We start from the raw sequence: 24,111 nt of genomic DNA on the forward strand, positions 1-24,111 counted from the left end.
GCAAAATAAAAAAGCAGTAACAAGTGCGCGGTCGCTAAGCGTAGCTTCAAAGAAGAACGGCTATAAATCAAACCAGGATACCTTGGAGAATGCAGGAAAATTCTGATGAATGCACTTCCAGGCGTAGCCCAAGGAAATGCTGAATAGCGCCTGCGCAACGTCTAGACCAGTCCAGACCCACGTTTCGGAAGTTGTCCATTGGAAAAATGGATAGCGCTTCTACTGGCCTTGACGGATGTTGGCGTGGGCGTCGGTTTTGAAAAGAATGAAAGTATCCGGTTCGTCTCCAATTTACGAATTTCATTGAGGTAGCGGAATATGGCGTCCACCTATACGCAGGCGAACAATTTTGTCGATGGCTTTGGCTCGAGCGTGGATCCTCGTACGGGAGCGTTCTCCGCTCAGCTACAGCTAGGTACTGTAGACGGCAACGAGTTGCGAGGCCCGGGGTTTCCACTAGTTCTGTCCTATCAGCCGTTCAGTAAGAAGGATTTCGGATTTGGGGAGGGGTGGTCGCTCAATTGGACTGTATATGATCGTGCAGGCAAGCTCTTGAGCGTGGCGTTAGGCGAACAACTCATTGTCGGCGCAGACACGGTAGACGGCAATCTTCCATTGAATCAATCGAAGGTCACTTCCGTGAATTTTGTCCGGGCTGGAGATCAGGCCTATCAAGCTTGGCATGATACTGGGGAAGTCGAGATACTGACGGGGCAGGACGATGCGTACGCTGTCAAGGTGCCAAAGACGCGATATGGGGCAGATGGATTGCGTTTGGAAATGTCATGGACTCCCCAAGGCGAATTCTATTGGTTTGGCGATGTAAGGGACGGCGCGGGAAAAGTTCTATGTTCGGCTGAATATGACGGCGATGCTGCCACGGTACTGACGTTGTGGCCCGGCACGGCGGATGCGCGGAAATTTGAACTTTCCTTCAAACAACGTCAGCTTACGAGGGTGGTCCATGGCGAATTTATCTGGGATCTTGGTTACGATGCAGGGCTGCTGCCAGATCAACCTCTCTTGAATGTCCTGCGTCACCCGCAGGGGCTGGTGGAGACGGCGACATACAGCAAGGAGGGCCATCGATACCCTGACGCTATCGGTGCACCGTCCGGTTTCGTGCCCTATGTGGAAACATACGTTCGTGATCCAGGCGGCGGGCAGCCTCCATTGACGTATCAGTTGACCTTCACAGCCAAGAATTATCTTGGCTACCACTCTGGTCTGGCGAATTTCAGCACAAACGAAGACAACCTTTACGATAGTCCTGATCCGGAGTACAGCTATGGTTCGACCGTGAAGCTCCTGTCCGAGTTGGGGGACGTAACCACGAATCGGCTGTATAACAAATACCATTTGCTGACGAGCAAGACGCTTTCCATCGATAAATGTGCGCACACCCATTTGTATGAATACGGTTATTTGGATCTTTCAAAATCATACGCTGAGCAGCCGGCCAATTTTCAGTGCACGACAAAAATAACAGATCTTTATTCCGATGGAGCCCAGACGCGCAGTATCTCTGAGCAAATGGAATGGAACGTTGCGGGTCACATCACCCGTTATCTGCAAGCGGACGGGATGGAAAAGGCGTGGACCTATTATCCAACGCAAGGAGAGGGCGCAGCCTGCCCAGCGGATCCCGCCGGCAAAGGGGGATTTGTCAAGCAGATCACGGTGACTCCCCCGGCAAATTCGGATGCGCCTGTACGGCGTTCGACCATGACGTATGCCTCGATCACTGTGGCGGGAGGCGGCGGGGGCTTGGGGGCGCCGATGACCCATGGCATCGTTCCGTTCCGGACCGAGGAGTATGCCGATGATGTGCTGATCCGTACGACGGAGAATACATACATTAATAGTGCGGCTTCCATGGATCATGGTCGCCTGCGTCTCTATACGGATACGCTCTATCGGGACGGGCAGCCATCAGCAACTAGTGTGCATTACCGATATGTGCATGCCGATGACGGTTCAACGCTGACCATCGAGGAAACCCTGATTGGCGTTGACGGTAAGTCACGCAAGGCGAATCAAACTCGCAGCATGCGGACGGGTCACATTCTGCGATCTTTGGATGCGGATGGCGTATGGGCAGTGTTCACATATGACCAGTATGGGCGTGAAACAGGGCGAACCCTGGCGCCCGATACCGCCTACGAGCGTACATGGTCCACAAGCTATTCGCTCCCCGATGGAGAGGGAGCGGGGGATATTCTCGAAGCCAGTACTCCCTACGGCGAGACCGTACGCCAGGTCTATGACGGTCTGGGCCGGGAATTGCGCTTCGAAAAAAAATGGGACGGGGAATGGTATACGCTTGCAAGTCATTTCTACGATAGTCGCGGAACCTTGGCGCGGACTGAGACGCAGGACTGGCTGTCTCCTCAACAATCCGAACCTTCTTTTCAACGTACGGTTAGCTTTGATTATGATAGTTGGGGCCAAGTCATGCGCGCCTCGGCCAGTGACGGTTTCTGCGTGGAGCAGCAAAAGGATCCCATACGCCTTTTGTCGACCAGGCGCACGCCTGGTTTGGATGCTGAGTATCTATTCAAATATGACCCGACGACGCTTCGCCTTGATAATTTCAGTAGAGCGAACGGGAGCGGCCAAGTTCTTAGCGTCGACTCTTATCGATACGACGGCGCTGGCCGGTTGATCGGCACAACAGATGCGCTGGGGCACACGTTATCTTATGAATATGACCAGTTTGACCGTGTGATTAAACGTACTCTTCCGGATGGTACAACGGTAGCTCGAGAGTACGCTGCACACAGTATGCAGTCATTGACTGTGGGCATTTCAGTCAATGCTGTTTCCTTGGGCAGCCAAAAATATGATGGATTAATGCGGCTGACAACTACCACGAATGGCGGGCGCACTTATCGGTTTTCATATCGTGGCGCTTCGCGTTTCGCCGCGGAGGTTCAGACTCCGGTAGGCGATCGGATTCGCTACACTTACGTCCCTGAACTGGACAATAGCATACAGCGCTGCGAGGTGGTGGGGGGGGATTTTTGGAGGTCATACGATTATGACCGCTACGGGGCCCTCAACTCCGCTCAAGTATCGCCTGCCGCAAACGGGCCAATGTTGGAGTTCAAGCACGACATATGGGGAAGGTTGCAGGAAGAAACCACGCGTTGGGCGACGGCGGACCGTACCGCAAGCTATCGCTACTCTTTGGGTGGACGTCTAATATCTTACACGGACGTGGCTGGGCAACTAAGTACATTCGACTACGACGCCTACGGCCGCCCGTCAAAGTGCGAGGCTGGTTCTACTCGGATTCAAGGCACCTATGATCAATATGGCCGTCTTTGCGCGTGGACGGTGCAAGATGGCAAGCGTGAGTCGACGACTTCATTGACGCTTGACGCGTTTTCGCGGGAGGTGCGTCGAGAGACGGTATTCACGCAAGGCGATAAGCGGGTGGTTATCGAACAGGATTGGGATAAAAACGATACTCTTCTGGCGCGCCATACGTATTTGAACGGAGAACTCCTGCGCGGCGAGAGTTATAAATACGATGACCGCGGTCGGCTTGTGAGCTACGTATGTGATGGAGCTCAATTGCCGTGCGATCCGTATGGCAAGCAGATTTGTTCACAGTCATACTTGTATGATGAGCTGAGTAATATCACCAGTCTTATAACGGTTTTTGAGGGGGGCAAAGATGAGGCTTCTTATGGTTTTGATAACCAGGATGATCCGTGCCAATTGACCTGGATTCGACACTCGCATTCCGATTATCCGGGCTATGCGGAACTTCGCTATGACGCGGCGGGAAGGATGGTTCGTGATGAGCAGGGACGCCGACTTTCGTATGACGCGCTGGGTAGATTGGTATCAGTGGAAGGGTCGAGCGGCGCGGTAACGTATGGCTATGATGCACTGGACCTTTTGAGGTCGCGCGCGGGAGCGTCCGGAAAACGGCGTGATATGTACTACCGCCGAGGTTCGGTGGAGACTATCGTCGATGAGGCGTCGGCAGTGACCAGCTTTCTCCGCGTGGCGGGCCAAGTGGTCGCGCAGCAGCAATCCGATGCGGCAGTCTCGCTGGCCTGCACGGACGCGAAGTCCTCGGTGTTGGCAGTCGAATCGGGAAGCGACTTTTCCATGGCGGCATATAGTCCTTACGGCTGGAGTTCCGGTACCAGGGGGGCGGTAAAATTGGGCTATAACGGCGAGTTGTTCGATGAGGAACTCGATGCCTACCACCTGGGGAACGGCTATCGGGTATATAGCCCGACACTAATGCGCTTTACCAGCCCGGATGCTTGGAGTCCGTTCGGCGCAGGGGGAGTAAATTCTTACTCCTATGTTGGAGGAGACCCGATCAATGCAAGCGACCCTTCCGGACATTTGAGCGGCTTTGCGTGGGCTAATATTGGCCTTTCCGTGGGGCTTTTCGGATTGGCGGTGCTCGTGGGCCTAATGACGCTGGGTACGGCAACGCCCATTTCTGCGGCATTGATCGTCGCAGGCATGGGGCTGACCGGCTCGGGGGCTGTGACCGGAATTATTGCAGCATTCCAGGATACCGAGGCAGCGAACTATGCGACGCTCGATGCCGCTGGCAACCCGGTGATGACAAACAATGGTAAGGCGAAGGCCGCTCAAGGTTGGGGCATCGCCTCCATGGTACTTTCTTTGGCGGGTGCTGCGCTGATGGGTGGGGGCGCGCTTATGAGTCCGCGCACGGCTAGAGGGGCCGTCAACGTCGGGGAATTTTCGAGCGGGGTAGACGCACATACGTCAAAAAGTAGCGGCAAGCGCTCAAGCAGGAGTCTTTTCGGGAAAATAGGCGGGAGCAAAAAGGAGAGGGCCTCCGTCACGCCCGGAGAGACCGCCGGTTCCCTTGCCGAAAAGGCGCCGAGCGGGGAACCCCGAACGCAAGCGCCGGCTGAGGTCGCTGCGCCAGCACGAAATATCACGCCTGCCCCCGTGAACTATGATGAGTCCGTGGCTGCCGCGCATACGCCCATTTACAATTACGAACGACCGCCCAGCCCCGGCCGCACACAACGTGCGCCTGAGTCTGCCGCCCCCTTCTCAGGGTACAGAGAAATAACCCACGCAGATTATTACACCCGAACCTTGACAGAGCACACGGTTCCGAATCAAGGCGGTTACGTGGTCGACAGACCTGAACACTTGGTGTCCTCACCTTCCTCTCAATTCGCAAGTGGCCGGCCGCCTAGCCCGGACTACAGCGGAATGCCCCTGGCTCCTGCTGATGCAGTACCCCCGTCTCTCCGACCCCGTTCTATGTTCGAGGAGGCTGGATACTCCTACACAGATGTATAGGAGCATATGCGTACTATACGTCGCCTGATTGGTTGATAGGTGTTCCGGTTCCGGATATGTGGGCCGAGTTTGACCGTCATTATCGCTTTCGCTTCGAACGAAGCGTTGTGTGGTGACGTTTTTCAAAAGAAACTCCGAAAGTCTATAGGCAGTTTCATGCCGCGCCATGTTGAAATTGTGCTGCAGGACTTCGCTGAAGGTGAGGCATTTTCCGAGAAGTGTGTGCAGCCACCGACGAATAGCGCAAGCTTTGGTTCATGATTACAGGGGCCGGCTAGTGACTGGAAATCTCGAAGGCTATGGAGAGATCGAGATGTTCTGGCGGAGCGCCTGTCGGGCTGATATACGTTTTCGGCTGCTGTTGCTTGCTGCGAAACGATCGATGTATGTGCTTTTCAATCTCAGCGCTTGTTTTTGATGTCATTTCTAGGAGAAATGGTCATGGCAATTTTGGACGTGCTTATTGTTGTTGATGCGCCAAGAATCATCAAGGACTATGGTAAGAATGATTTTGCGCAAAGTGATACGGATACTAGTCGGTATGTGCAACTCAAGAATGATGGAAAATACTACGTATATATGATAGGCACGTGGTATGCAGTGCAGAATCAGGGCGAGAGTGAACTGGATGTTTTTGCCAGGCCTGGGGATCAAATTCGCTGGCGCATGACTTCCATATCTATGGGTGGGGCCTACCAATGCGTCATTAAGGAATTCGTTTTCAATAATGGAGCGGGAAACCTTACTCCTCCTGCGCTTATGAGTAAAAAAATACTGACCCCCGAACTCGATCCTAACGCGAGGCCGCTGGGGAAAATTATGCATACCGAAGTCGATGATGTTTTTTGGGAGTCGACGGTTTTGAATACCGGGCCGGTAACCTATCATACGAAATTTGCGATTTTCGCCGGAGGAGGCGGCTTGTCTGGCGGTGGAGGTGGGGGCGGTGGGGGCGGTTGCGGCGGTTGCGGCGGGGATGGCAATTGTGGCGGGTATCAGTACGATCCCTTTATCAACAAGCGCTTGTAAGTATCGCTCAAGCACATGTTTTGAGTTGGTATTTTCGTACACCGGTGTCAAGCCGGTGTTTTTTTTGCCGGCTTGGCAAATGCGTCTCGAGGGGGCGGCCGTTGCGTTTTGCCGGCTTCAAATCGCGGAGCCTTGGGCAGCCTTCTATCCGCCAGCCTTGATCGGGCCGCTCGAGTGTTAACTGGAAACGGGCATCCGCACCATTCTGACAGCATGGTCGGGCGAACCAGGAAAGTCGCAGACGCTGATTTTGACGGCCCTATCGCATCACTATTGCCTGCGGGACAATGCTCCCGCCTGCATTTTTCCCGGAAGACGCTAGTGGTTTGTCTAGCGCAACCTTAAGCGTGGTGAGACAGAACTGCCGAGAAGGAGGCGGCTCACAAGATGTTGAAAATCCGGATCGCTGGCGCGTCAGGCAGGGCGATATATAAATTCGCGTTTTAAAAAAAAAGCGCCTATTTCTCATAAGCCAATGAGCTGAGACTTCCATATCGTGGGGGGGAGCATCCAGTGTTTTCTCCCGAGTAGAAGGAGACGCTATGGCCGTGATTATGTTAGGCGGCTGCATTGTGGTGGCTTTGGTTTCAGCCTGGCTGGTGGTGTTCGTACCTTCTCCCTACGAATTTGTCGCAGCCCTTTGCGGCAGTGGCATTAGCGTCTTTTTGCTCGTCTTGTCCCTGTGTGTTGATGAATGAAGCCGTCATTCGGAGGCCAAATGGATATCTGCTACGAGTGTTTGTTACTGAACGGGCAGCCGTCGTCGACTGCTCCACACCCCAGTCTGGTGCAGCAGGCCGTAGTGCACTATGGCGCTGGATCAGGGCGTCAGAAGATCGGAACAGTGTGGCGTTGTGTCGCATGTGCCTCGACCATGCGCCAAAGCACCCGGCATGATAAAGAGTTTCCGAACTCATGGAATTTCGGCGCGGATGGCTAGCGCTCAGCCTGATCCCCAATTACGAACGGCGCTTCACCGGGTTTGATGACCGGATTATCGCCATGTACGCCCGAAGTATGAGCGTGCGCGAGATCCAGGGTTTCCTGGCCGAGAGCCATGGCACAGAGGTTTCGCCGGATTTCGTCAGCTCAATCAGGTATTACTACTGATTAGCGGCAGGCTTGTCTCGGTGCGCTTTCAACCGCTCGGCGTTTTCTGTTGAAGATCGAGTGGGAATCAGGCCGCGTTGGTTCCACGATAAATGAAAAAGGCGCCGAAGCGCCTTTTTCATGGGGTTTAGGCGGGCAATCAGTTATTGCTTCAATCACCCCTCGGCACCCTTGCCAGCTTCACCTGACCCTCACCCCAACATCTCCTTCCGAACAATCTCCGCACCCGCGCTCAGCGCGCGCAGTTTTCCATTCGCCACCTGGCGCGACAGCGGCGCCATGCCGCAGTTGGTGCAGGGATAGAGCTTGTCGGCATCGACGAACTTGAGCGCTTGGCGCAGCGTATTGGCCACTTCTTCCGGCGTTTCAACGGTATCGCTGGCCACGTCGATCGCGCCCACCATCACCTTCTTGCCGCGAATCAGTTCGATCAGGTCGATCGGCACATGCGAGTTGTGGCATTCCAGCGAGATCATGTCGATGTTGGACTGCTGCAGCTTGGGGAAGGACTCTTCGTACTGGCGCCACTCGGACCCCAGCGTCTTTTTCCAGTCGGTGTTGGCCTTGATGCCGTAGCCATAGCAAATGTGCACGGCGGTTTCGCATTTCAGGCCTTCGATCGCCCGTTCCAGGGTGGCGATGCCCCAGTCGTTCACTTCGTCGAAGAAGACGTTGAATGCCGGCTCGTCGAACTGGATGATGTCGACGCCGGCGGCTTCCAGTTCCCGCGCTTCCTGGTTGAGGATCTTGGCGAATTCCCAGGCCAGCTTTTCGCGGCTCTTGTAGTGGGCGTCGTAGAGCGTGTCGATCATCGTCATGGGGCCGGGCAGGGCCCATTTGATGGGCTGCTTGGTCTGCTGGCGCAGGAACTTGGCGTCTTCGACGAAGACCGGTTTTTGGCGGCTCACGGCGCCCACCACCGTCGGCACGCTCGCGTCATAGCGGTCGCGGATCCGGACGGTTTCGCGCTTTTCGAAATCGACGCCGTCCAGATGCTCGATAAACGTGGTGACGAAGTGCTGGCGGGTCTGCTCGCCATCGCTGACGATGTCGATGCCGGCGTGCTGCTGTTCATGCAGCGCCAGGCGCAGCGCGTCCCGCTTGCCTTCGATCAGTTCCTGGTCTTGCAGTTTCCAGGGCGACCAGAGCTTTTCGGGTTGGGCCAGCCAGGACGGTTTGGGCAGGCTGCCGGCGGTCGAGGTGGGGAGCAGTTTCTTCATGATTGGGGGTTCCGTGTGTTCTGATTGATCAATGCGCGTAGTTGGCCGCCCAGCGTTCGAGCACGTGCTTGTAGGGCTTGATGAAGTGTTCTTCCGTGAACTTGCCTTGCTTGACGGCCAGTTGGCTGCGTTCTTCGCGGTCATAGACGATCTGCGTCAACGAGTAGTCCTGGTTCTTCAAGCTCGGTTGATAGAGCTTGCCCGCCGCGGAGTTGGCGTTGTAGATCTCGGGGCGGTAGATTTTCTGGAACGTTTCCATCGTGCTGATGATGCTGATTAGCTCCAGATTGGTGTAGTGGCCCAGCAGGTCGCCCTGGAAATAGAAGGCCAGCGGCGCGGCGCTGCCGGGCGGCATGAAGTAGCGGACCTGGAGCCCCATTTTTTCGAAGTACTGGTCGGTCGACGAGAATTCGTTTTGGCGATATTCGACGCCCAGGATGGGATGGTGGTTTTCCGTGCGCTCGTAGGTCTTGCTGCTGGAGGCGCTGATGCAGATGACCGGCGGCTTGCTGAAGCGTTCCTGGTAGGCGCTTGAGTTCACGAAGTGCTTGAACAGCTTGCCGTGCAGATCGCCGAAGCCGTCGGGCGTGGTGAACGCAGCCTTATTGTTGTTGTGCTCGGGCAGCAGCACGCTGAAGTCGTAGTCACGCACGTACGAGGAGAAATTGTTCCCCACGATCCCTTCGATGCGTTCATTGTTCGCCTTGTCGACGATATTGGTCTTCAGGATCTCGATCAGCGGAAAGACATCGCCGCCGCTTGCGGCGCCAATGTGCATTTCGGCGGTGATGATCTCCAGTTCGACGGTGTAGCGATCACTCTTGGGGTTGTCCCAATGCGCCAGGTTGTTGAAACGCTTGTCGATCATCCGCAGGGTGTTGCGCAGATTCTCCTGGCGGCTTTCGCCCCGGGCCAGATTGGCGAAGTTGGTGGTGATGCGTGTGTTGTCCGCAGGACGGTAGTTCTCATCAAAAGGAATGCTCTTGATGCTGAAGGTGAAATCGTTGCTCATGATGATGGAATGCGCTGATTCTGCGAAAAAAGTCTGCGGGAAATGAAAGCCGGTTCGGGCGGCCGCAAGGCGCGGCAAACACAAGCTTTTGCGGGGCGCCCGAAGGGCGTGTGTCGGGTCGGAACGGCGAGGGCGAACGGGGCGCCTGGCCGGCGTTGCGGGGCGTGCTTCAGGCGGCGATGGCTTCCTCGGCGGCGACGGCGCTGGGGCGGCGCGTCAGCTCGACCAGGGGCAAGGCCCGTCGCACCGCCAGTCTGGCCCGCTCGATCAGAGCCGCGTCCTGCAGCCGGTAATCGGCGAAATCCTTGTCGGTGGCGTAGACGCCCAGCGGCAAGGTGCGCGCCTGGAAGAAACTGAACAGCGGCCGCAATTGATGATCGATCATCAGGGCGTGGCGTTCGCTGCCGCCGGTGGCCGCCAGCAGCACGGGCTTGTCGATCAAGGCGTCCTGGTGGATGAAGTCGAAGAAGTGCTTGAACAGTCCTGTGTAGGAGCCGCGGAAGACCGGCGTCGCCACCACCAGGACGTCGGCCTGCTCGACGGCGGCCAGTTCCCGTTCCACCGTGTCGGGCAGGTGGTTGCGCCAGGTCGCGCCCGCCAGGTGCGGCGCCAGTTGGCCCAGTTCGACCAGGCGTTGCTCGCACGGGACGTTGTCGGCGATCAGGTCCAGCAGGTGCTGCGCCAGGGCGGCGGATTTGGAGGGGCGTTGCAGTCCGCCGGAAACGGCTACTAGACGGAGTGGACGAGTCATTTTTGCTTCACTGGAATTGAGTTACGCGGTGGCGCGTCCGCGAACGACGGCAGCGCATACTAGTGGCGGGGACTGATGAAGTAAAATGGTTTTATTTCACGAATCCATGAGCGGAAATCATCTGAATGCTTGAGCGCATCCACCTCAGCATCGTCCAGCAGGTCGAAAAGCAGGGGTCGTTGACGGCCGCCGCGGTCGTGCTGAACCTGACCCAGTCGGCCCTGAGCCACAGCATGAAGAAGCTGGAACAGCAACTGGGCACCGCCGTCTGGTTGCGCGAAGGCCGCAGCCTGCGCCTGACGCAGGCCGGCCAATACCTGCTGGCGGTGGCGAACCGCGTGCTGCCGCAACTGGATCTGGCCGAAGAGCGGCTGGGCCAGTTCGCACAGGGCGAGCGCGGGGCGTTGCGCATCGGCATGGAATGCCACCCCTGTTATCAGTGGCTGCTCAAGGTGGTGTCGCCTTATCTCGCGGCCTGGCCCGACGTCGATGTGGACGTCAAGCAGAAGTTCCAGTTCGGCGGGATTGGCGCGCTCTTTGGCTATGAGATCGACCTGTTGGTCACGCCCGACCCGCTGTTCAAGCCGGGGCTGAAGTTCGAGCCGGTGTTCGACTACGAGCAGGTGCTGGTGGTGGCCAAGGGCCATGCCCTGGCGGCGGCCGCGTACGCGAAGCCCCAGCAACTGGCCCAGGAAGTGCTCATCAGCTACCCCGTGGACATCGAGCGCCTGGACATCTATAACCAGTTCCTGTTGCCGGCCGGGGTCACGCCCAAGCGGCACAAGTCTATCGAGACCACCGACATCATGGTGCAGATGGTGGCCAGCGGCCGCGGCGTGGCCGCGCTGCCGCGCTGGCTGGTCGAAGAATACGCGGCCAGGATGGACGTGGTGCCCGTGCGGCTGGGGGCGCGCGGCATCGCCAAGCAGATCTTTCTGGGGGCGCGCGAGGCCGACACCGCCATCGACTACGTGCGGGCCTTCATCGAACTGGCCCGCCGGCCAGCCATTGCCCCCGCCACGGCGCACGACGCCCACGCCTGATCCTTGCCGCCGCCTGCGCCCGGCCTGCCGGGCGGTTGGGCGCGCCCTTCATCGATGCCCCTGATTCACTCGCCCGCATCCCGGCTCGCCGGCCATATCACCGATGCCTGTTCGCTTGAAGTCGGCGTCCGGGACATTCCCGCGCTGACCGCGGCCGCGCCGCGGATCCCGCCCGGCTCGACCATTGCCATTCCCTACCTGCCTGGCCAGGACGATGACGCGCGGCTGGCCGCGGCGCGGGCCGTGCGCGCACTGGGCCTGACGCCCATGCCGCATCTTTCCGCGCGCCGCATCGCTTCGCTGGGCGAGCTGGAGGGGTTCGTCCAGCGCGCGGTTGCGCAGGCCGGGGTGACGCGCTGTTTCGTGATTGCGGGCGATCCCTCGACCCCGGCGGGGCCGTTTGCCGACAGCGCCGCGTTGATCGAAACCGGCGTTTTCGAGCGCGCGGGCATCAAGGTGGTCGGCGTGGGAGGGCATCCGCAGGGCCATCCCGTCATGGACGCGGCCGCGTGCTGGGCGGTGCTCGAACGCAAGTGCCACGACATCAGCGCGCGCGGCATGACGCCTTTGATCGTCACGCAGTTTGGCTTCGATGCCGACGTCGTGCTGGCGTGGCTGGCTACGCTGCGCGCGCGGGGCATCGGACATCCCGTGCGCGTCGGCGTGCCGGGGCCCGCCGGTATCGCGGTGCTGGCGCGCTATGCCGCGCTGTGCGGGGTCAGCGCGTGCGCATCGATGTGGTCCAAGTACGGCATTTCCCTTGGCAGGCTGTTCGGCACGGCGGGGCCCGACGTTTTTGTCGATCGGCTGGCCGCCGGCCTGACGCCGGCGCATGGGCAGGTGAGTCTGCACCTGTTTCCCTTCGGCGGTCTTGCGCAGTCCGTGAAATGGATCGAGCAGTACCGCTCGCGCGCGTAGTCGGCCAGCAGCGCGGCGCCTTGCCGGGCGTGCCCGCCGTCGGTCGATGTTGCGTCTGCGGCGCGTGGGGTGGCCTGCCGCTATCTGGCATCGATTGGCGGGCATCGAGGTACTATCTGTCATCGATTTCGACGTCATCAACAAGGATCCCCAATGCGCCTGAAGGCTCTTGCACTCTGCGCCGTGGCAGGCTTCGCCACTGCCGCGGCAGCCCAAGACAGCACCCAAACCCTGCAGCATGCCTTGACGCAGATTCCCCAGGCGACACTCTCGGCGCCTGACGCCATGCAGGTCTTCTTCGTCGACGTCCAAGCCTGGCTGGGCCTGGAGCAATCCGGCCCTTCGCCGGACGGCATGCGCCGATTGTCCATGGCGGCGTGGATCAGCCCGCTCGAAGCCATCGGCTATGGCCTGGATCAATGGGCCGGCAACGCCAAAGTGCCGTTCGACCAGATTTCCTATTTCGCCGCGTTCGGTCAGGCGCCCGGCAACATCACGTACTGGGGGCTGCAGGATAAGCAAGCCGTGGGGCAGTTGGTCGATCGCCTCAAGCAGGGCGATTTCGTGGCGGTGGAGGCGGGCGGCGTTGCGGGGGTGCTGGCCAACGGCGAAGCCCGTCAGATGGATTTGAAGAAAGCCAATCCGCGCGATCCGTGGCGCGGCGCGATGGGCAAGGCCAGCTTCGTGATGCCGCGGGATGCGGCGCTGATCCAGGCGGCGGCGCCCGATGGCATGAAGCGCCTGTCGCAGCCCGGGCCGTCGGTGGCCGATAGCGAAGTCGTTGCGGCGGCGGTGGCCGGTTTGAAGGACGCGGTGCCCGCAGGGCGTGGCCAGATCGTGCAGGCCGCGGTCATCTCGCCCGTGCTGGGGTTGTCGGCGGTCGATCCGGCCCAGGTTCTGCTGTCGCCGCGCGCGGATGCCAAGACGGTGCAAGAGAATTTCAAGGTGGCGGCCGCGGCCAATGCGCGCGGTATCCCGCCTTACTTCGGCGGCCTGCTCGCGGATGCCCAGATCGAGCAGGCGCCTGCCGTGGTGATATCGCTGGCTTACGCCGATTGCGCCACGGCCAGGCAGGCCGTGGACGGCATCGATGCGGCCTGGAAGGAAAGCATGGCGGGCGCGGTGCAAGCCAGCTTTGCCGGGCGCGCCGTCGAGGCCGGCAAGCTGTGCGCGGCGGTGGTCAGCCTGGTGGCGCCGAAGGCCGGCAATGCCGGGAACCCGATACTGTCGCAGGTGATGAGCCGTTATCTGCGGCGTGAATTCACCTTGCTGCAAATCGGCGCGGCGCGCTGAGCGCGGTCGCGGCTGGGTGGCGGACGCGCCGGATTGCGGGCGCGGCGGACGGATGACGTAGCGCCCGGCGGGCAGTGGCATCGCGTCCCTGTGGGAGCCATAGGTGCTCAGTACTCCGGCGCCTGCTTGCGTTTGGTCAATATCGGGCGTTTTGTGGCTTGTAGAGTGGATGAAGCACCTTGATCCACCCCCTTATCCGCTGGGAGTACTCGCCATGGGAAAAACCGCCATCGTTGCGGCTTTAGCCGCCTTCACCCTGTGCGCCGGCCCCGCGCTGGCGCAGCCCTCCAAGCCGGCGCCGCCCGCGCCCGCCGCCGCGCCGGACAAGACGGACAAGACGGACAAGACGGACAAGACGGACAAGACGGACAGCGTCGCCGAGTTCGACAAACAGATGGGCGCGGCCGAAGACAACCTGCGCAAAATGCAGGAGCAGATGGACGCGCTGCGCAAAACCCAGGATCCCGAGGCCCGCCAGCGCCTTTTGCAGGAACACTGGGACACCATGCAGGCCACCATGGGAATGATGCATGCCATGCGCGGGATGGACGGGCGCGGCTGCTGCGTGGGGGGCTCGCGGATGGGAGGGCCAATGATGGGCGGCGCCGCGCGGCCGGGGCTGCCGCCCGATCGGGGCCAGATGCGGCGCTTTTACTCTGGCATGACGGAGCGCCAGCTCAAGGAACACCAGTACATGATGGATCAGTACATGGGCATGCAGCAATCGTTGATGCAGCAGATGATGTGGCATCAGATGATGCAGCGCGGCCCCGCGGGCGCGCCGCCGGCCACGCGGTGACGGGGTGCTTGCGTCCGTCACCGACACGGAGCGCAATGGCGCGGGGCTGACCTGCAGTGCGATGAGTCGCTGCACGTTGACACGCAATGAACTGGTGGTGACGACGCTCGCGCGCGCGGATGGCACCAGGCTGGCTTGCGATGGCGGTCCGGGGGGGACCGCCCGCCGGCCGCGCGATAATGGCGGTGCCAAGGCCCTCGTCCATGCCGGGAGAATCCATGACCGTCGAGAACCAGTCCGCCACGCTGGCGTTCCTGACCTGCCCGCGCGTCCAGGGCGTGCCGGCCGCCGACATTGCCACGGTGCATACGCATCTGTCGACCATCGTGCTGGCCGGCGCGCGCGCCTGCAAGCTCAAGCGCGCCGTCCGGCTCGCGTACATCGATCTGTCCACGCCGGTACTGCGGTTGCAGGCCTGCGAACGCGAGCTGGCGTTGAACCGCCGCACCGCGCCCGGCCTGTACCTGGGGGTGCGCCGCATCACCCGCCAGCAGGATGGGGCCTTGTCTTTCGACGGGCCGGGCGAGCTGGTCGATGCGGTGGTGGAGATGCGGCGCTTCGCCGACGATGCGTTGTTGGATACCGTGGTGACGCGCGACGGCCTGCCGGCCGCCCTGGCCGAGCGCCTGGCGTGCGTGATCGCCGCTTTCCATGAGCGCGCGCAGGTGGCGCCCGAGGTGGATACGCCAGCGCAACTGGCGCGCGTGGTCGACACCAACGCGCAGGTCTTCGCCGGGCTGGCGTCCCTGCCCGCGGACAGGATCGCGGCGCTGGACGCGGCATTGCGGCGCGAGCTGGCGCGCCACGCGCCGCTGTTGCGGGCGCGGGCCCGGGCCGGCAAAGTGCGGCAGTGCCACGGCGACCTGCACCTGGCCAACATCTGCCTGATCGACGGCGAGCCGACCTTGTTCGACTGTCTGGAGTTCGACGCGTCGTTGTCTACCATCGACGTGCTGTATGACCTGGCTTTCCTGCTGATGGATCTTTGGTGCCGGGGCATGGGGCCGCAGGCCAACCAGGTGCTCAACCGCTATCTGGATCAGCGCGACGACGACGACGGCCTGCCCCTGCTGCCGGCCTTCATGGCGCTGCGCGCGGCGATCCGCGCCCACGTCGTCGCCACCCAGGCCGCCGCGGCGACCGAGCCGGCGCGCGCGCGTTTGCAAGCGCGGGCCCTGCGCTACCTGGACACCGGGCTGGCCTGTCTGGCGCCGCGCGCCGTCAGGCTGGTCGCGGTGGGCGGCCTGAGCGGTTCCGGCAAATCGGTGCTCGCCGCCACGATCGCGCCCGAGGTGGGGGCGCCGCCGGGGGCCCGGGTGTTGTCGAGCGACCGCATCCGCAAGGCCTTGCACGGCGTTGCCGCACAGGCGCGGCTGCCGGCGCGGGCCTATGGCTTGGACGTGTCCGAGCAGGTCTATGCGGCGCAGGCCGAGCACGCGCGCGAACTGTTGGACGCCGGTTGGTGCGTGATCGCCGACGCCGTCTTCGACCGGCCGGCCGACCGCGCGCGCATCGCGCAGGCGGCCGCGCGGGCGCGGGTGGGATTTGCCGGCTTCTGGCTGCAAGCGCCGCCCGCGACCCTGGTGGCGCGCGTGAGGGCGCGCGTAAATGATCCGTCCGACGCCGATGAAGCCGTGGTGCGCCGGCAATTGGCGCGCGCGCCGGGCGCGCTGCCCTGGTTGCCGGTGGACGCGGGCGGGACGGTGCAGGCAACGGCGCGATACGTGCTGCGGCAACTGGATGCGGACGCGGCGGATCGCGGCGCGGCCAAACCCCCGGGCGCCCCGGCGCCGTGATCGCCGCGCCCTCAGTGCGTCGCCGCCACGCCTGCCAATTGCGCCGCCGGCCGCAATGAGAACATGGCCTTCCTCTCGCGCGCTTTCCTCGCCCGGGCTGCGGCCGAACCGGTGGGGGGGCCGGCCTGCGGGGTGTTCAGTTTGTTCCCGGGGCGGGACATTGGTTGCCGCGGGAAGCGCCGCAGGCGCTGAACACCGCATCCGCGGCGTTTTTGCGTGCGGAGATCGCTGGATGAGGCCTCTCGACACGCTATCGTGAATACCGGAGCATATGGTCTGACCGGTTTCCGACCAATAGGAAGAAATCGCTGCAAGACGCGTACCTTTTTCCGGGGGCGGCCATGACGTTGCTTCGTTTGCTGTTGCTTGCCCTGATGCTGGTTGGGGCGGCGCCCGCCGCGCTGGCCGGCGCGGCCGACGGCGAGCCGGTGCGTGTCGCTGTCTACCGCGGTCCGGCGGCGTGCGATGCCTGCTCGGCGGCCGCCCGGCGCGCAATCGAACAGGCCGGCGCGCGCTATCAGGTCGACTACGTCGGCCCGCGGGAGCGCATCGACATTTCCGAGGCCAGCCTGGCCCGCTACGACCTCTATGTGCAGCCGGGCGGCGGCCAGGACATTCCCGCCGCGTTCCACAGCCTGGGCAATGCGCGGGTCGACGCGGTGCGGCGTTTCGTGGCGCGCGGCGGACGCTATCTCGGCCTGTGCATGGGCGCGTATCTTGCCGATGCCGGCGGCTTCGGGCTGATCGGGCAGGAACTGGATTCGGAGGTCGGCCGCCCGGGGTTTGCGGTCAGCACCATCGAAGATGCCGTCGTCGCCATCGATTGGGCCGGTCATCGGGACCGCGTTTTTTACCAGGACGGCCCTTATCTGCGGGCGCAGCCCGGCGACCCGCGGTTTCGCGCCATCGCGGCCTACGAAAACGGCGACCTGGCCGCCGCCCGCTATGGTTTCGAGCAAGGCATCGTGGTGCTGAGCGGCCCGCACCCGGAGGCGGAAGCGTCCTGGTTCGAGGCGGCCGGGCTGGCGCTGGATGAAATGCCGCGGCACGATCTGTTCCAGGACCTGCTGGATCAGTTGGCGCTGTGAGCGCGCCAGCCAGGTGCGGTCTTCTTGTCGAAATGGCGGGCTTGGCCACTGCGCGCAGTCCGATTTTGCGGGGGCATTTGAGGCGGCTTCGCGCGGGCTTCAGGCGCCTTGCGAAGCGGCGTCGGCGCAGTGAAAAAGGCGCCGCGCGCCGCGCTGCGCAAACAGGTCGGCGGCGCCGGGCGGGGCGGGCCGCCGCCTTGACAGCGCCGGGTCGATCCACATAATCCAGCCGGTTCTCATTGTTATTTTGGGTTGTCTTCGAATGCCAGGATTCATGGCCGTACCTGCACAAGCGTCTTCCATCGTCCGGACGCGCCGTGCCGATCTTCCCGCCGCGGGGGCGGGCGCCGGCAGCGGCAGGGCCTGTCCATCCCCATCTTTCTGGAGCATTCAATGAAGAAGACCCTGTCCATCGCGATCGCCGCGCTGTGCCTTTCCGCCACCGCGCAGGCGCACCAGGTCTGGATCGAGCAGCCGGCGGGCAAGTCCGCCATCATCCGGTTCGGGGAATTCGCCGAGAACCTGCGCGAAGCGTCGCCGGGCTATCTCGACACGTTCACCAAGCTGTCGGCCCGGCTGGTATCGCCCAAGGGCGAATCGCCGCTGACGGTGGCCAAGGTGGCCGACGGCTTCACGCTGTCGGCCAAGGCGGCGCATAACGAAAGCCTGCTGGCGGAAGAGTCGGCGCTGCCGCTGCGCAAGTTCAAGCATGGCGGCGAACAGATGAACGCCTGGTTCTGGATGAGCGCGCGCTACATGGCTGACGTGAGCGCGGCGGCCGCGCCCAAGCTCACCATGGACATCGTGCCCACCGGCAAGGCCGGGCAATTCCAGGTGGTGCTCAAGGGGCAGCCGCTGGCCAAGGCCAAGCTCGTCGCCATGGTGCAGTCGGGCTGGGAAAAAGTGGCCTACACGGACGCGCAGGGCAAGGCCTCGTTCGACCTGCCCTGGAAGGGCCAATACGTGTTGCGCGCCATGCACATCGACCGCACGCCGGGCGAGCGCCAGGGCGCCAATGGCCCCGAGGCATACGACGGCATGGGCTATGTGTCGACCCTGACGTTCGTCAAGCCGGATGGCGCGGCGCCGCTGCCCGCCGGCCCGGTGCTGCCGCCCAACAAGTTGCCGCCGGCCGCGCCCGCCGCCACGACGCCGGCCGCGCCCGCCAAGTAAGCCGGGGCGGTTGCGCCGCAATCGCTCCGGGCGCGCGCGGCCATGCCGCGTGTGCGCGGTACGCCGCGCCGCGCGCGCCCCGGGGCCGCGGGCGCGGACAGTTCCGCGCCTGAGTCGGCGGCGCATTGAAAAGGACCAGAATGTGAACATCGGCGAATTGGCCAAGCGCACCGGGTTGACCGCGTCGCGTATCCGCTTCTACGAGAGCGCCGGATTGCTGAGAACCGTGGCGCGGCGCCCCAATGGCTACCGCAGCTATCCGCCCGAGACGATCTCGGCGCTCGAGCTGATCACGACCGCGCAGCAGGTCGGCTTCAGCCTGGAGGAAATCCGCGTGCTGCTGCCTGACGACGCGCGGGCATGGGATCGCGACGCGCTGTTGCAGGCCTTGCGGCGCAAGGTGACCGAAATCGAATCGCTGGAGAACCGGCTGGCCCACAGCAAGACCCAATTGCTGGGGCTGATGCGCGATGTGCAGATGCGGCCCGATGGCCGCGACCGTGTGGCCGACGCGCAGCGCGTGCTGTCGCGCGTATTCGGCAAGGCCGGTTAGGGACGGCGCGCACGGCTTCAGGCCGGGCCGGCACGCGCCGGCCGGTTGACCGGGAACGGGGCGCGGGCGACCCGGCGCCAGCCGCGATTACAGCGCCATCACCATCTCGTGCCAGGCCATGCCGCCATGGTCGGAAGGCGATGGCCGCACGTAGCGGTAGCCGAGCTTGCGGTACAGCGCGACGTGGCGCTCCTTGCACATCAGGTGGATGGTGCGCTTGCCGTGGCGACGGCAATCGTCGATGAAGCGGTGCATCAGCCGCGCGGCATGGCCCTTGCCCTGGTGGGCCGGGTCGACCACCACGGACATGATGACCACGTTGGGCGCGGCCGGGTCGTGGCCGATCAGTTCCTTGAAGGCTTCGTCCGACATGACCACCTCGTGGGCGCAGCCGCTATTGATGAAACCGACGATGGCGCCAGCTTCTTCCAGCAGCAGGAAGCCCTCTGGGTATTCGGCGATGCGGGTGGCGATCTTGGCATGGGTGGCGGCCTCGTCGCCTTCGTAAGCGGTGCTTTCGATCTCGAAGCAGCGGTCGGTGTCGGCCAGGGTGGGGCAACGGAAAGTCAGGGCGGGCATGGGAAACGGCAACGGGCGTGAGGGCGGCAAAGTTCGTATGGTAGCGGTTCCGCGCGCGGCACCTTCTCCATGCTGCCGTAGCGGCGGCCGTTCACGGTGACCGCGCCATCCGCGATCTCAACCCGGAACGGGCCCTGGGCGTCGTTGCCGGCGGGGGGCGGCAATGGCCGCGCGCTATGCGGGCACGGAGCTGTCCTGAATTCGTCTGACAGTGTCCTTAATGCAAAAGTAAATCCAAAGTCAAGAAAACCGATCTGATCCGGCCGTTGAGGCAGATCAGTTGGCGCGAAAGGCGCATAATGAGGGCCCGATCTTTTTGTGGGATCGGTCTGCTGTTCTGTAAAGAAGAGCGCGTTGTCACCAGGGCGCGGCCCGGCAGTTCGTGTTTCCAGGAGTGCATGTTCGGCGGTGCCGGGACAACTTGGAATTCTCACGGAGATGTCTATGACACAAGACGCAAAGCCGCGCAGGCGGTTTCTGCAGGCGTTGGCCATCGTGCCCGCGTCGACGCTGGCGGTGGGCGTGGCTGCCACCGGCTGTACCAACGGCGCCGACCGCGGCGCGGCGCGCGGCGCCAAGGCCTACGAGCCCACTTACTTCACCAAGCCCGAATGGAACTTCATCGTGGCCGCGGTCGATCACCTGATCCCCGCGGATCAGTACGGCCCCGGCGCCATCGAGGCCGGCGTGCCGGAGTTCATCGACCGCCAGATGGAAACGCCGTACGGCCACGGCAAGCTCTGGTACATGCAGGGGCCGTTCCACCCCGACGTGGCGCCCGAACTGGGCTACCAGCTCAACCAGAACCCGCGCGAGGTCTACCGCCACGGCATCGCGGCCTGTGACGCCTGGTGCCAGAAGACCCACGGCAAGGTCTTCGCGGAACTCGACAAGCCCGTGCAGGAACAGATCCTCAAGGATCTGCAGGCCGGCAAGATCGAATTCGAGACCGTGCCCGCCAAGACCTTTTTCAGCTTCCTGCTCGGCAACACCAAGGAAGGCTTTTTCGCCGACCCGATGTACGGCGGCAACAAGAACATGGTGGGTTGGAAAATGGTGGGTTTCCCGGGCGCGCGCGGCGACTACATGGACTGGGTCGACCAGCCCAACGTCAAGTATCCCTACGGGCCCGTGTCGATTTCCGGGGACAAGGGGTAAGCGATGGCGATCAAGAAAGACAAAGTGGACGCGGTGCTGGTGGGCTTCGGCTGGACCGGCGCGATCCTGGGCCAGGAGCTGACCGAGGCCGGCTTGCAGGTGCTGGCGCTGGAACGCGGCGCCATGCAGGACACCCCCAAGGACGCGGAATATCCCAAGGTGCTGGACGAGCTGGCGTACTCCGTGCGCGGCAAGCTGTTCCAGGACCTGTCCAAGGAGACGGTGACGATACGGCATGGCGTGGACGACGTGGCCGTGCCGTATCGCCAGAATGGCTCCTTCCTGCTGGGCACCGGCGTGGGCGGCGCGGGCTTTCACTGGAACGGCATGCACTACCGGGTGCTGCCCGAGGAACTGGAACTGCGCACCCGCTACGAAACACGCTACGGCAAGGGCTTCATCCCCGAAGGCATGACCATCCAGGACTTCGGCGTTACCTACGACGAGCTGGAACCGTATTTCACCAAGTTCGAATACGTCTGCGGCACCTCGGGCAAGGCCGGCAACCTCAATGGCCAGATCGTCGAGGGCGGCAACCCGCTGGAAGGCAAGCGCAGCAAGGAATTCCCGCTGCCGCCGCTGGCCACCACCTACGGCGCGCAACTGTTCGACAAGGCCGCGCGCGAAGTGGGCTTTCATCCGTATCCGGCGCCCGCCGCCAACGCTTCCGGCCCGTACACCAACCCGTACGGCGTGCGCCTGGGGCCCTGTAATTTCTGCGGGTTCTGCGAGAACTACGGCTGCTACATGTATTCGAAGGCCTCGCCGCAGACCACCATCCTGCCGGTGCTGCTGAAAAAGCCCAATTTCGAACTGCGCACCCATTCGCACGTCATCAAGGTCAATCTCGACTCGACCGGCAAGAAGGCCGTCGGCGTGACCTACATCGACGCCCAGGGGCGCGAGATCGAGCAGCCCGCCGACCTGGTGATCCTGTCGGCCTATCAGATGCACAACGTGCGCCTGCTGCTGCTGTCGGGCATCGGCAAGCCCTACGATCCCAAGACCAACGAGGGCGTGGTGGGCAAGAACTATGCCTACCAGATGAACGGCGCGGTCAATGTGCTGTTGCCCAAGGGCACCCAGCTCAATCCGTTCGTCGGCACCGGTGCGGGCGGCGTCGGCATGGACGACCTGAACGGCGATCAGTTCGACCACGGCCCGCTCGGCTTCATTGGCGGCGCCAGCATCCGCCATATCCGCTACGGCGGCCGTCCCATCAAGATGACGCCCACCACGCCCGGCACCCCATCCTGGGGCACCGCCTGGAAGGCTGGCGTGCAGGACGCCTACCAGCGCTACATGACCATCGGCATCTCCGGCTCGGTGATGTCGTACCGCGATGCCTACCTGTCGCTGGACCCGACCTATAAGGACAGCTTCGGCCAGCCGCTGCTGCGCATGACCTTCGATTGGCACGACAACGAGTTCGACATGCTCGGCTACATGGGCAAGCGCATGGAAGACGTGGCCAAGGCCATGAAGCCCGAGAAGCACTTCGTGGCCGTGCGCAAGAAGGGCTCGCGTTACGACACCCGGGTCTACCAGAGCACCCACAATACGGGTGGGGCCATCATGGGCGCGACCCCCAAGGACAGCGTGGTCAACAAGTACCTGCAAAGCTGGGACGTGCCCAATGTGTTCGTGATGGGCGCCTGTGTGTTCCCGCAGAACATGGGCTACAACCCCACCGGGCTGGTGGGCGCCCTGGCGTACTGGGCCGCGCAGGCGATTCGCGACCAGTACCTGAAGAATCCCGGCCCGCTGGTGCAGGCATAAGGAGCCGACAATGATGCAGAAAACCATTGTTGCCGCGCTCTGCGCGCTGGCCGCTGGCAGCGCCTGGGCCGCCGACGGCGCGCCCGCCACGGCCGACGCCCAACTGATCAAGCAGGGCGAATACCTGTCGCGCGCCGGCGACTGTATCGCCTGTCATACGGCCAGGGACGGCAAGCCTTTTGCCGGCGGCCTGGGCATCGAGTCGCCGCTGGGCACGATCTATTCCACCAACATTACGCCCGACAAGGAGACGGGCATCGGCAACTACACGCTGGAGGACTTCGATCGCGCGGTGCGCCATGGCGTGGCCAAGGACGGCCATTCGCTGTATCCGGCGATGCCGTACACCGCCTACGCCAAGGTCTCGCCCGATGACGTCAAGGCCCTGTACGCCTACTTCATGCACGGCGTGGCGCCGGTCAAGCAGGCCAACAAGGACACCGACATCACCTGGCCGCTGTCGATGCGCTGGCCGCTGGGCGTGTGGCGCTGGATGTTCGCGCCCGACGTCGCCACCGCGCCGGTCAGCGCCACGCCCGCCAACGACGCCGACAAGGTGGCGCTGCTGCGCGGCCAGTACCTGGTCGAGGGCCTGGGCCATTGCAGCACCTGCCACACCCCGCGCGGCTTCGCCTTGCAGGAAAAGGCGCTGACCGACGCCGACGGCTCGGCCTTCCTGTCCGGCGGCGTGGTCGAGGGCTGGCTCGCCAAGAACCTGCGCGGCGACATGGCCGACGGCCTGGGCAGCTGGAGCAAGGAGGACATCGCGGCCTTCCTGAAGTCCGGCCGCAACGGCCATTCGGCCGCGTTCGGCGGCATGGCGCAGGTGGTGCAGGACAGCACCCAGCACCTGACCGACGCCGACGTCAACGCCATCGCGGTGTACCTGAAGAGCCTGCCGCCGGTGAACAAGAACGCCACCAAGCCGCTCGCCTACAACGACACCGTGGCGCAGGCCCTGCGCAGCGGCAAGGATACGAGCGATGGCGCCATGACGTTCCTGAACAACTGCGCGGCCTGCCACCGCAGCACCGGCAAGGGCTACGCGGAAACCTTTCCGCAGTTGGCGCTCAGTTCGACCGTGAACTCGGCCGACCCCGCCTCGTTGATCCACATCGTGCTCAAGGGCGCGCAGATGCCGGGCACCTCGGCGGCGCCGACCGCGTACGCGATGCCGGGCTTCGATTGGCGCCTGACCGACAAGGAGGTCGCCGACGTGGTGACCTTCGTGCGTTCAAGCTGGGGCAACCAGGGCGCGGCAGTGAGCGCGTCGGACGTGGCCAAGGTGCGCAAGGAAGTGGGCGCGGCCAAGGCCCCGACGCGATAGTCGCGCCGCCGCGGGCTGGCCGGCCCGTGGCGCCCCGATTGGATTCGCCCGATTCGTCGGGCGAATTTTTTGGGCGCGGGCAGCAGGCATTGGGGGCACGGACCTAGGCGCGACGGCCCGTGTCGCGCGCGCCGCGCCTCGGTGTTATCGCTTAGACTTCAACCCGC

General features: G+C 62.8%; 18 protein-coding genes and 1 pseudogene. 15 read left to right on the plus strand and 4 right to left on the minus strand.

All coding sequences use genetic code 11. The features are described from left to right. Nucleotides 1-318 precede the first annotated feature (318 nt). The 4 genes and pseudogenes from ACN6O8_RS06165 to ACN6O8_RS06180 all read left to right on the plus strand — a co-directional run. Nucleotides 319-5,316, plus strand: a complete 4,998-nt coding sequence (locus ACN6O8_RS06165; protein WP_427990192.1) for an RHS repeat domain-containing protein — start codon at nucleotides 319-321, stop codon at nucleotides 5,314-5,316. Between the two features lie 441 nt (nucleotides 5,317-5,757). Next, a complete protein-coding gene (locus ACN6O8_RS06170) occupies nucleotides 5,758-6,345 on the plus strand; it encodes an AidA/PixA family protein (protein ID WP_427990193.1) in 588 nt (195 codons plus the stop codon). 542 nt (nucleotides 6,346-6,887) lie between these two features. Continuing rightward, complete coding sequence (locus tag ACN6O8_RS06175; RefSeq protein WP_427990194.1) at nucleotides 6,888-7,043, plus strand: hypothetical protein; 156 nt, start codon at nucleotides 6,888-6,890, stop codon at nucleotides 7,041-7,043. 226 nt (nucleotides 7,044-7,269) lie between these two features. Further along, nucleotides 7,270-7,440, plus strand: a pseudogene (locus tag ACN6O8_RS06180) (transposase); the annotation flags it as partial. Nucleotides 7,441-7,646: 206 nt separating this feature from the next. Here the strand turns inward: ACN6O8_RS06180 and ACN6O8_RS06185 are convergent. From ACN6O8_RS06185 to msuE, 3 genes are all read right to left on the minus strand, one after another. Continuing rightward, a complete protein-coding gene (locus ACN6O8_RS06185; RefSeq protein ID WP_427990195.1) occupies nucleotides 7,647-8,675 on the minus strand; it encodes a methionine synthase in 1,029 nt (342 codons plus the stop codon). A gap of 28 nt (nucleotides 8,676-8,703) precedes the next feature. After that, on the minus strand, nucleotides 8,704-9,687 hold the full coding sequence (locus tag ACN6O8_RS06190; RefSeq protein ID WP_427990196.1) for a DUF1852 domain-containing protein: 984 nt from the start codon (nucleotides 9,685-9,687) through the stop codon (nucleotides 8,704-8,706). Between the two features lie 169 nt (nucleotides 9,688-9,856). Continuing rightward, nucleotides 9,857-10,438: an FMN reductase gene (msuE, locus tag ACN6O8_RS06195; protein WP_427990197.1), complete on the minus strand. Its 582-nt coding sequence runs from the start codon at nucleotides 10,436-10,438 to the stop codon at nucleotides 9,857-9,859. Nucleotides 10,439-10,563: 125 nt separating this feature from the next. Between msuE and ACN6O8_RS06200 the strand changes: the two genes are divergently transcribed. The 8 genes from ACN6O8_RS06200 to ACN6O8_RS06235 all read left to right on the plus strand — a co-directional run bounded on the left by ACN6O8_RS06200 (nucleotide 10,564) and on the right by ACN6O8_RS06235 (nucleotide 19,101). Next, nucleotides 10,564-11,481 (plus strand): LysR family transcriptional regulator, encoded by a 918-nt coding sequence (locus tag ACN6O8_RS06200; protein WP_427990198.1) that lies wholly within the window; start codon nucleotides 10,564-10,566, stop codon nucleotides 11,479-11,481. A 54-nt stretch (nucleotides 11,482-11,535) separates the two neighbouring features. Next, nucleotides 11,536-12,399 carry a methylenetetrahydrofolate reductase gene (locus ACN6O8_RS06205; RefSeq protein ID WP_427990199.1) on the plus strand — a complete coding sequence of 288 codons (864 nt, stop codon included), beginning with the start codon at nucleotides 11,536-11,538 and terminating at the stop codon, nucleotides 12,397-12,399. Between the two features lie 243 nt (nucleotides 12,400-12,642). Next, complete coding sequence (locus ACN6O8_RS06210) at nucleotides 12,643-13,692, plus strand: hypothetical protein (RefSeq protein WP_427990200.1); 1,050 nt, start codon at nucleotides 12,643-12,645, stop codon at nucleotides 13,690-13,692. Between the two features lie 103 nt (nucleotides 13,693-13,795). Beyond that, nucleotides 13,796-14,491, plus strand: coding sequence for a hypothetical protein (locus tag ACN6O8_RS06215; protein WP_427990201.1), 696 nt, complete (start codon nucleotides 13,796-13,798; stop codon nucleotides 14,489-14,491). A 218-nt stretch (nucleotides 14,492-14,709) separates the two neighbouring features. After that, complete coding sequence (locus ACN6O8_RS06220) at nucleotides 14,710-16,287, plus strand: AAA family ATPase (RefSeq protein ID WP_427990202.1); 1,578 nt, start codon at nucleotides 14,710-14,712, stop codon at nucleotides 16,285-16,287. A 341-nt stretch (nucleotides 16,288-16,628) separates the two neighbouring features. Beyond that, entirely contained in the window at nucleotides 16,629-17,375 is a 747-nt protein-coding gene (locus ACN6O8_RS06225; protein ID WP_427990203.1) for a BPL-N domain-containing protein, read from the plus strand. Nucleotides 17,376-17,768: 393 nt separating this feature from the next. Then, a complete protein-coding gene (locus ACN6O8_RS06230) occupies nucleotides 17,769-18,548 on the plus strand; it encodes a DUF4198 domain-containing protein (protein WP_427990204.1) in 780 nt (259 codons plus the stop codon). A gap of 142 nt (nucleotides 18,549-18,690) precedes the next feature. Further along, complete coding sequence (locus ACN6O8_RS06235; protein WP_427990205.1) at nucleotides 18,691-19,101, plus strand: MerR family transcriptional regulator; 411 nt, start codon at nucleotides 18,691-18,693, stop codon at nucleotides 19,099-19,101. 87 nt (nucleotides 19,102-19,188) lie between these two features. Here the strand turns inward: ACN6O8_RS06235 and ACN6O8_RS06240 are convergent, their stop codons facing one another. Beyond that, a complete protein-coding gene (locus ACN6O8_RS06240; protein ID WP_427990206.1) occupies nucleotides 19,189-19,680 on the minus strand; it encodes a GNAT family N-acetyltransferase in 492 nt (163 codons plus the stop codon). 444 nt (nucleotides 19,681-20,124) lie between these two features. Between ACN6O8_RS06240 and ACN6O8_RS06245 the strand changes: the two genes are divergently transcribed. Genes ACN6O8_RS06245 through ACN6O8_RS06255 form a run of 3 tightly spaced genes read left to right on the plus strand, consistent with a single transcriptional unit; the run spans nucleotide 20,125 to nucleotide 23,944 of the window. Further along, nucleotides 20,125-20,838 carry a gluconate 2-dehydrogenase subunit 3 family protein gene (locus ACN6O8_RS06245; RefSeq protein ID WP_427990207.1) on the plus strand — a complete coding sequence of 238 codons (714 nt, stop codon included), beginning with the start codon at nucleotides 20,125-20,127 and terminating at the stop codon, nucleotides 20,836-20,838. Nucleotides 20,839-20,841: 3 nt separating this feature from the next. Next, nucleotides 20,842-22,617 carry a GMC family oxidoreductase gene (locus ACN6O8_RS06250; protein ID WP_427990208.1) on the plus strand — a complete coding sequence of 592 codons (1,776 nt, stop codon included), beginning with the start codon at nucleotides 20,842-20,844 and terminating at the stop codon, nucleotides 22,615-22,617. 10 nt (nucleotides 22,618-22,627) lie between these two features. Then, the gene (locus ACN6O8_RS06255) at nucleotides 22,628-23,944 is read left to right on the plus strand and encodes a c-type cytochrome (protein ID WP_427990209.1); all 1,317 of its coding nucleotides are present in this window, start codon (nucleotides 22,628-22,630) and stop codon (nucleotides 23,942-23,944) included. The last annotated feature ends 167 nt before the right edge of the window (nucleotides 23,945-24,111 follow it).

Source organism: Achromobacter sp. (assembly GCF_050285565.1).
Lineage (GTDB): Bacteria > Pseudomonadota > Gammaproteobacteria > Burkholderiales > Burkholderiaceae_B > Achromobacter.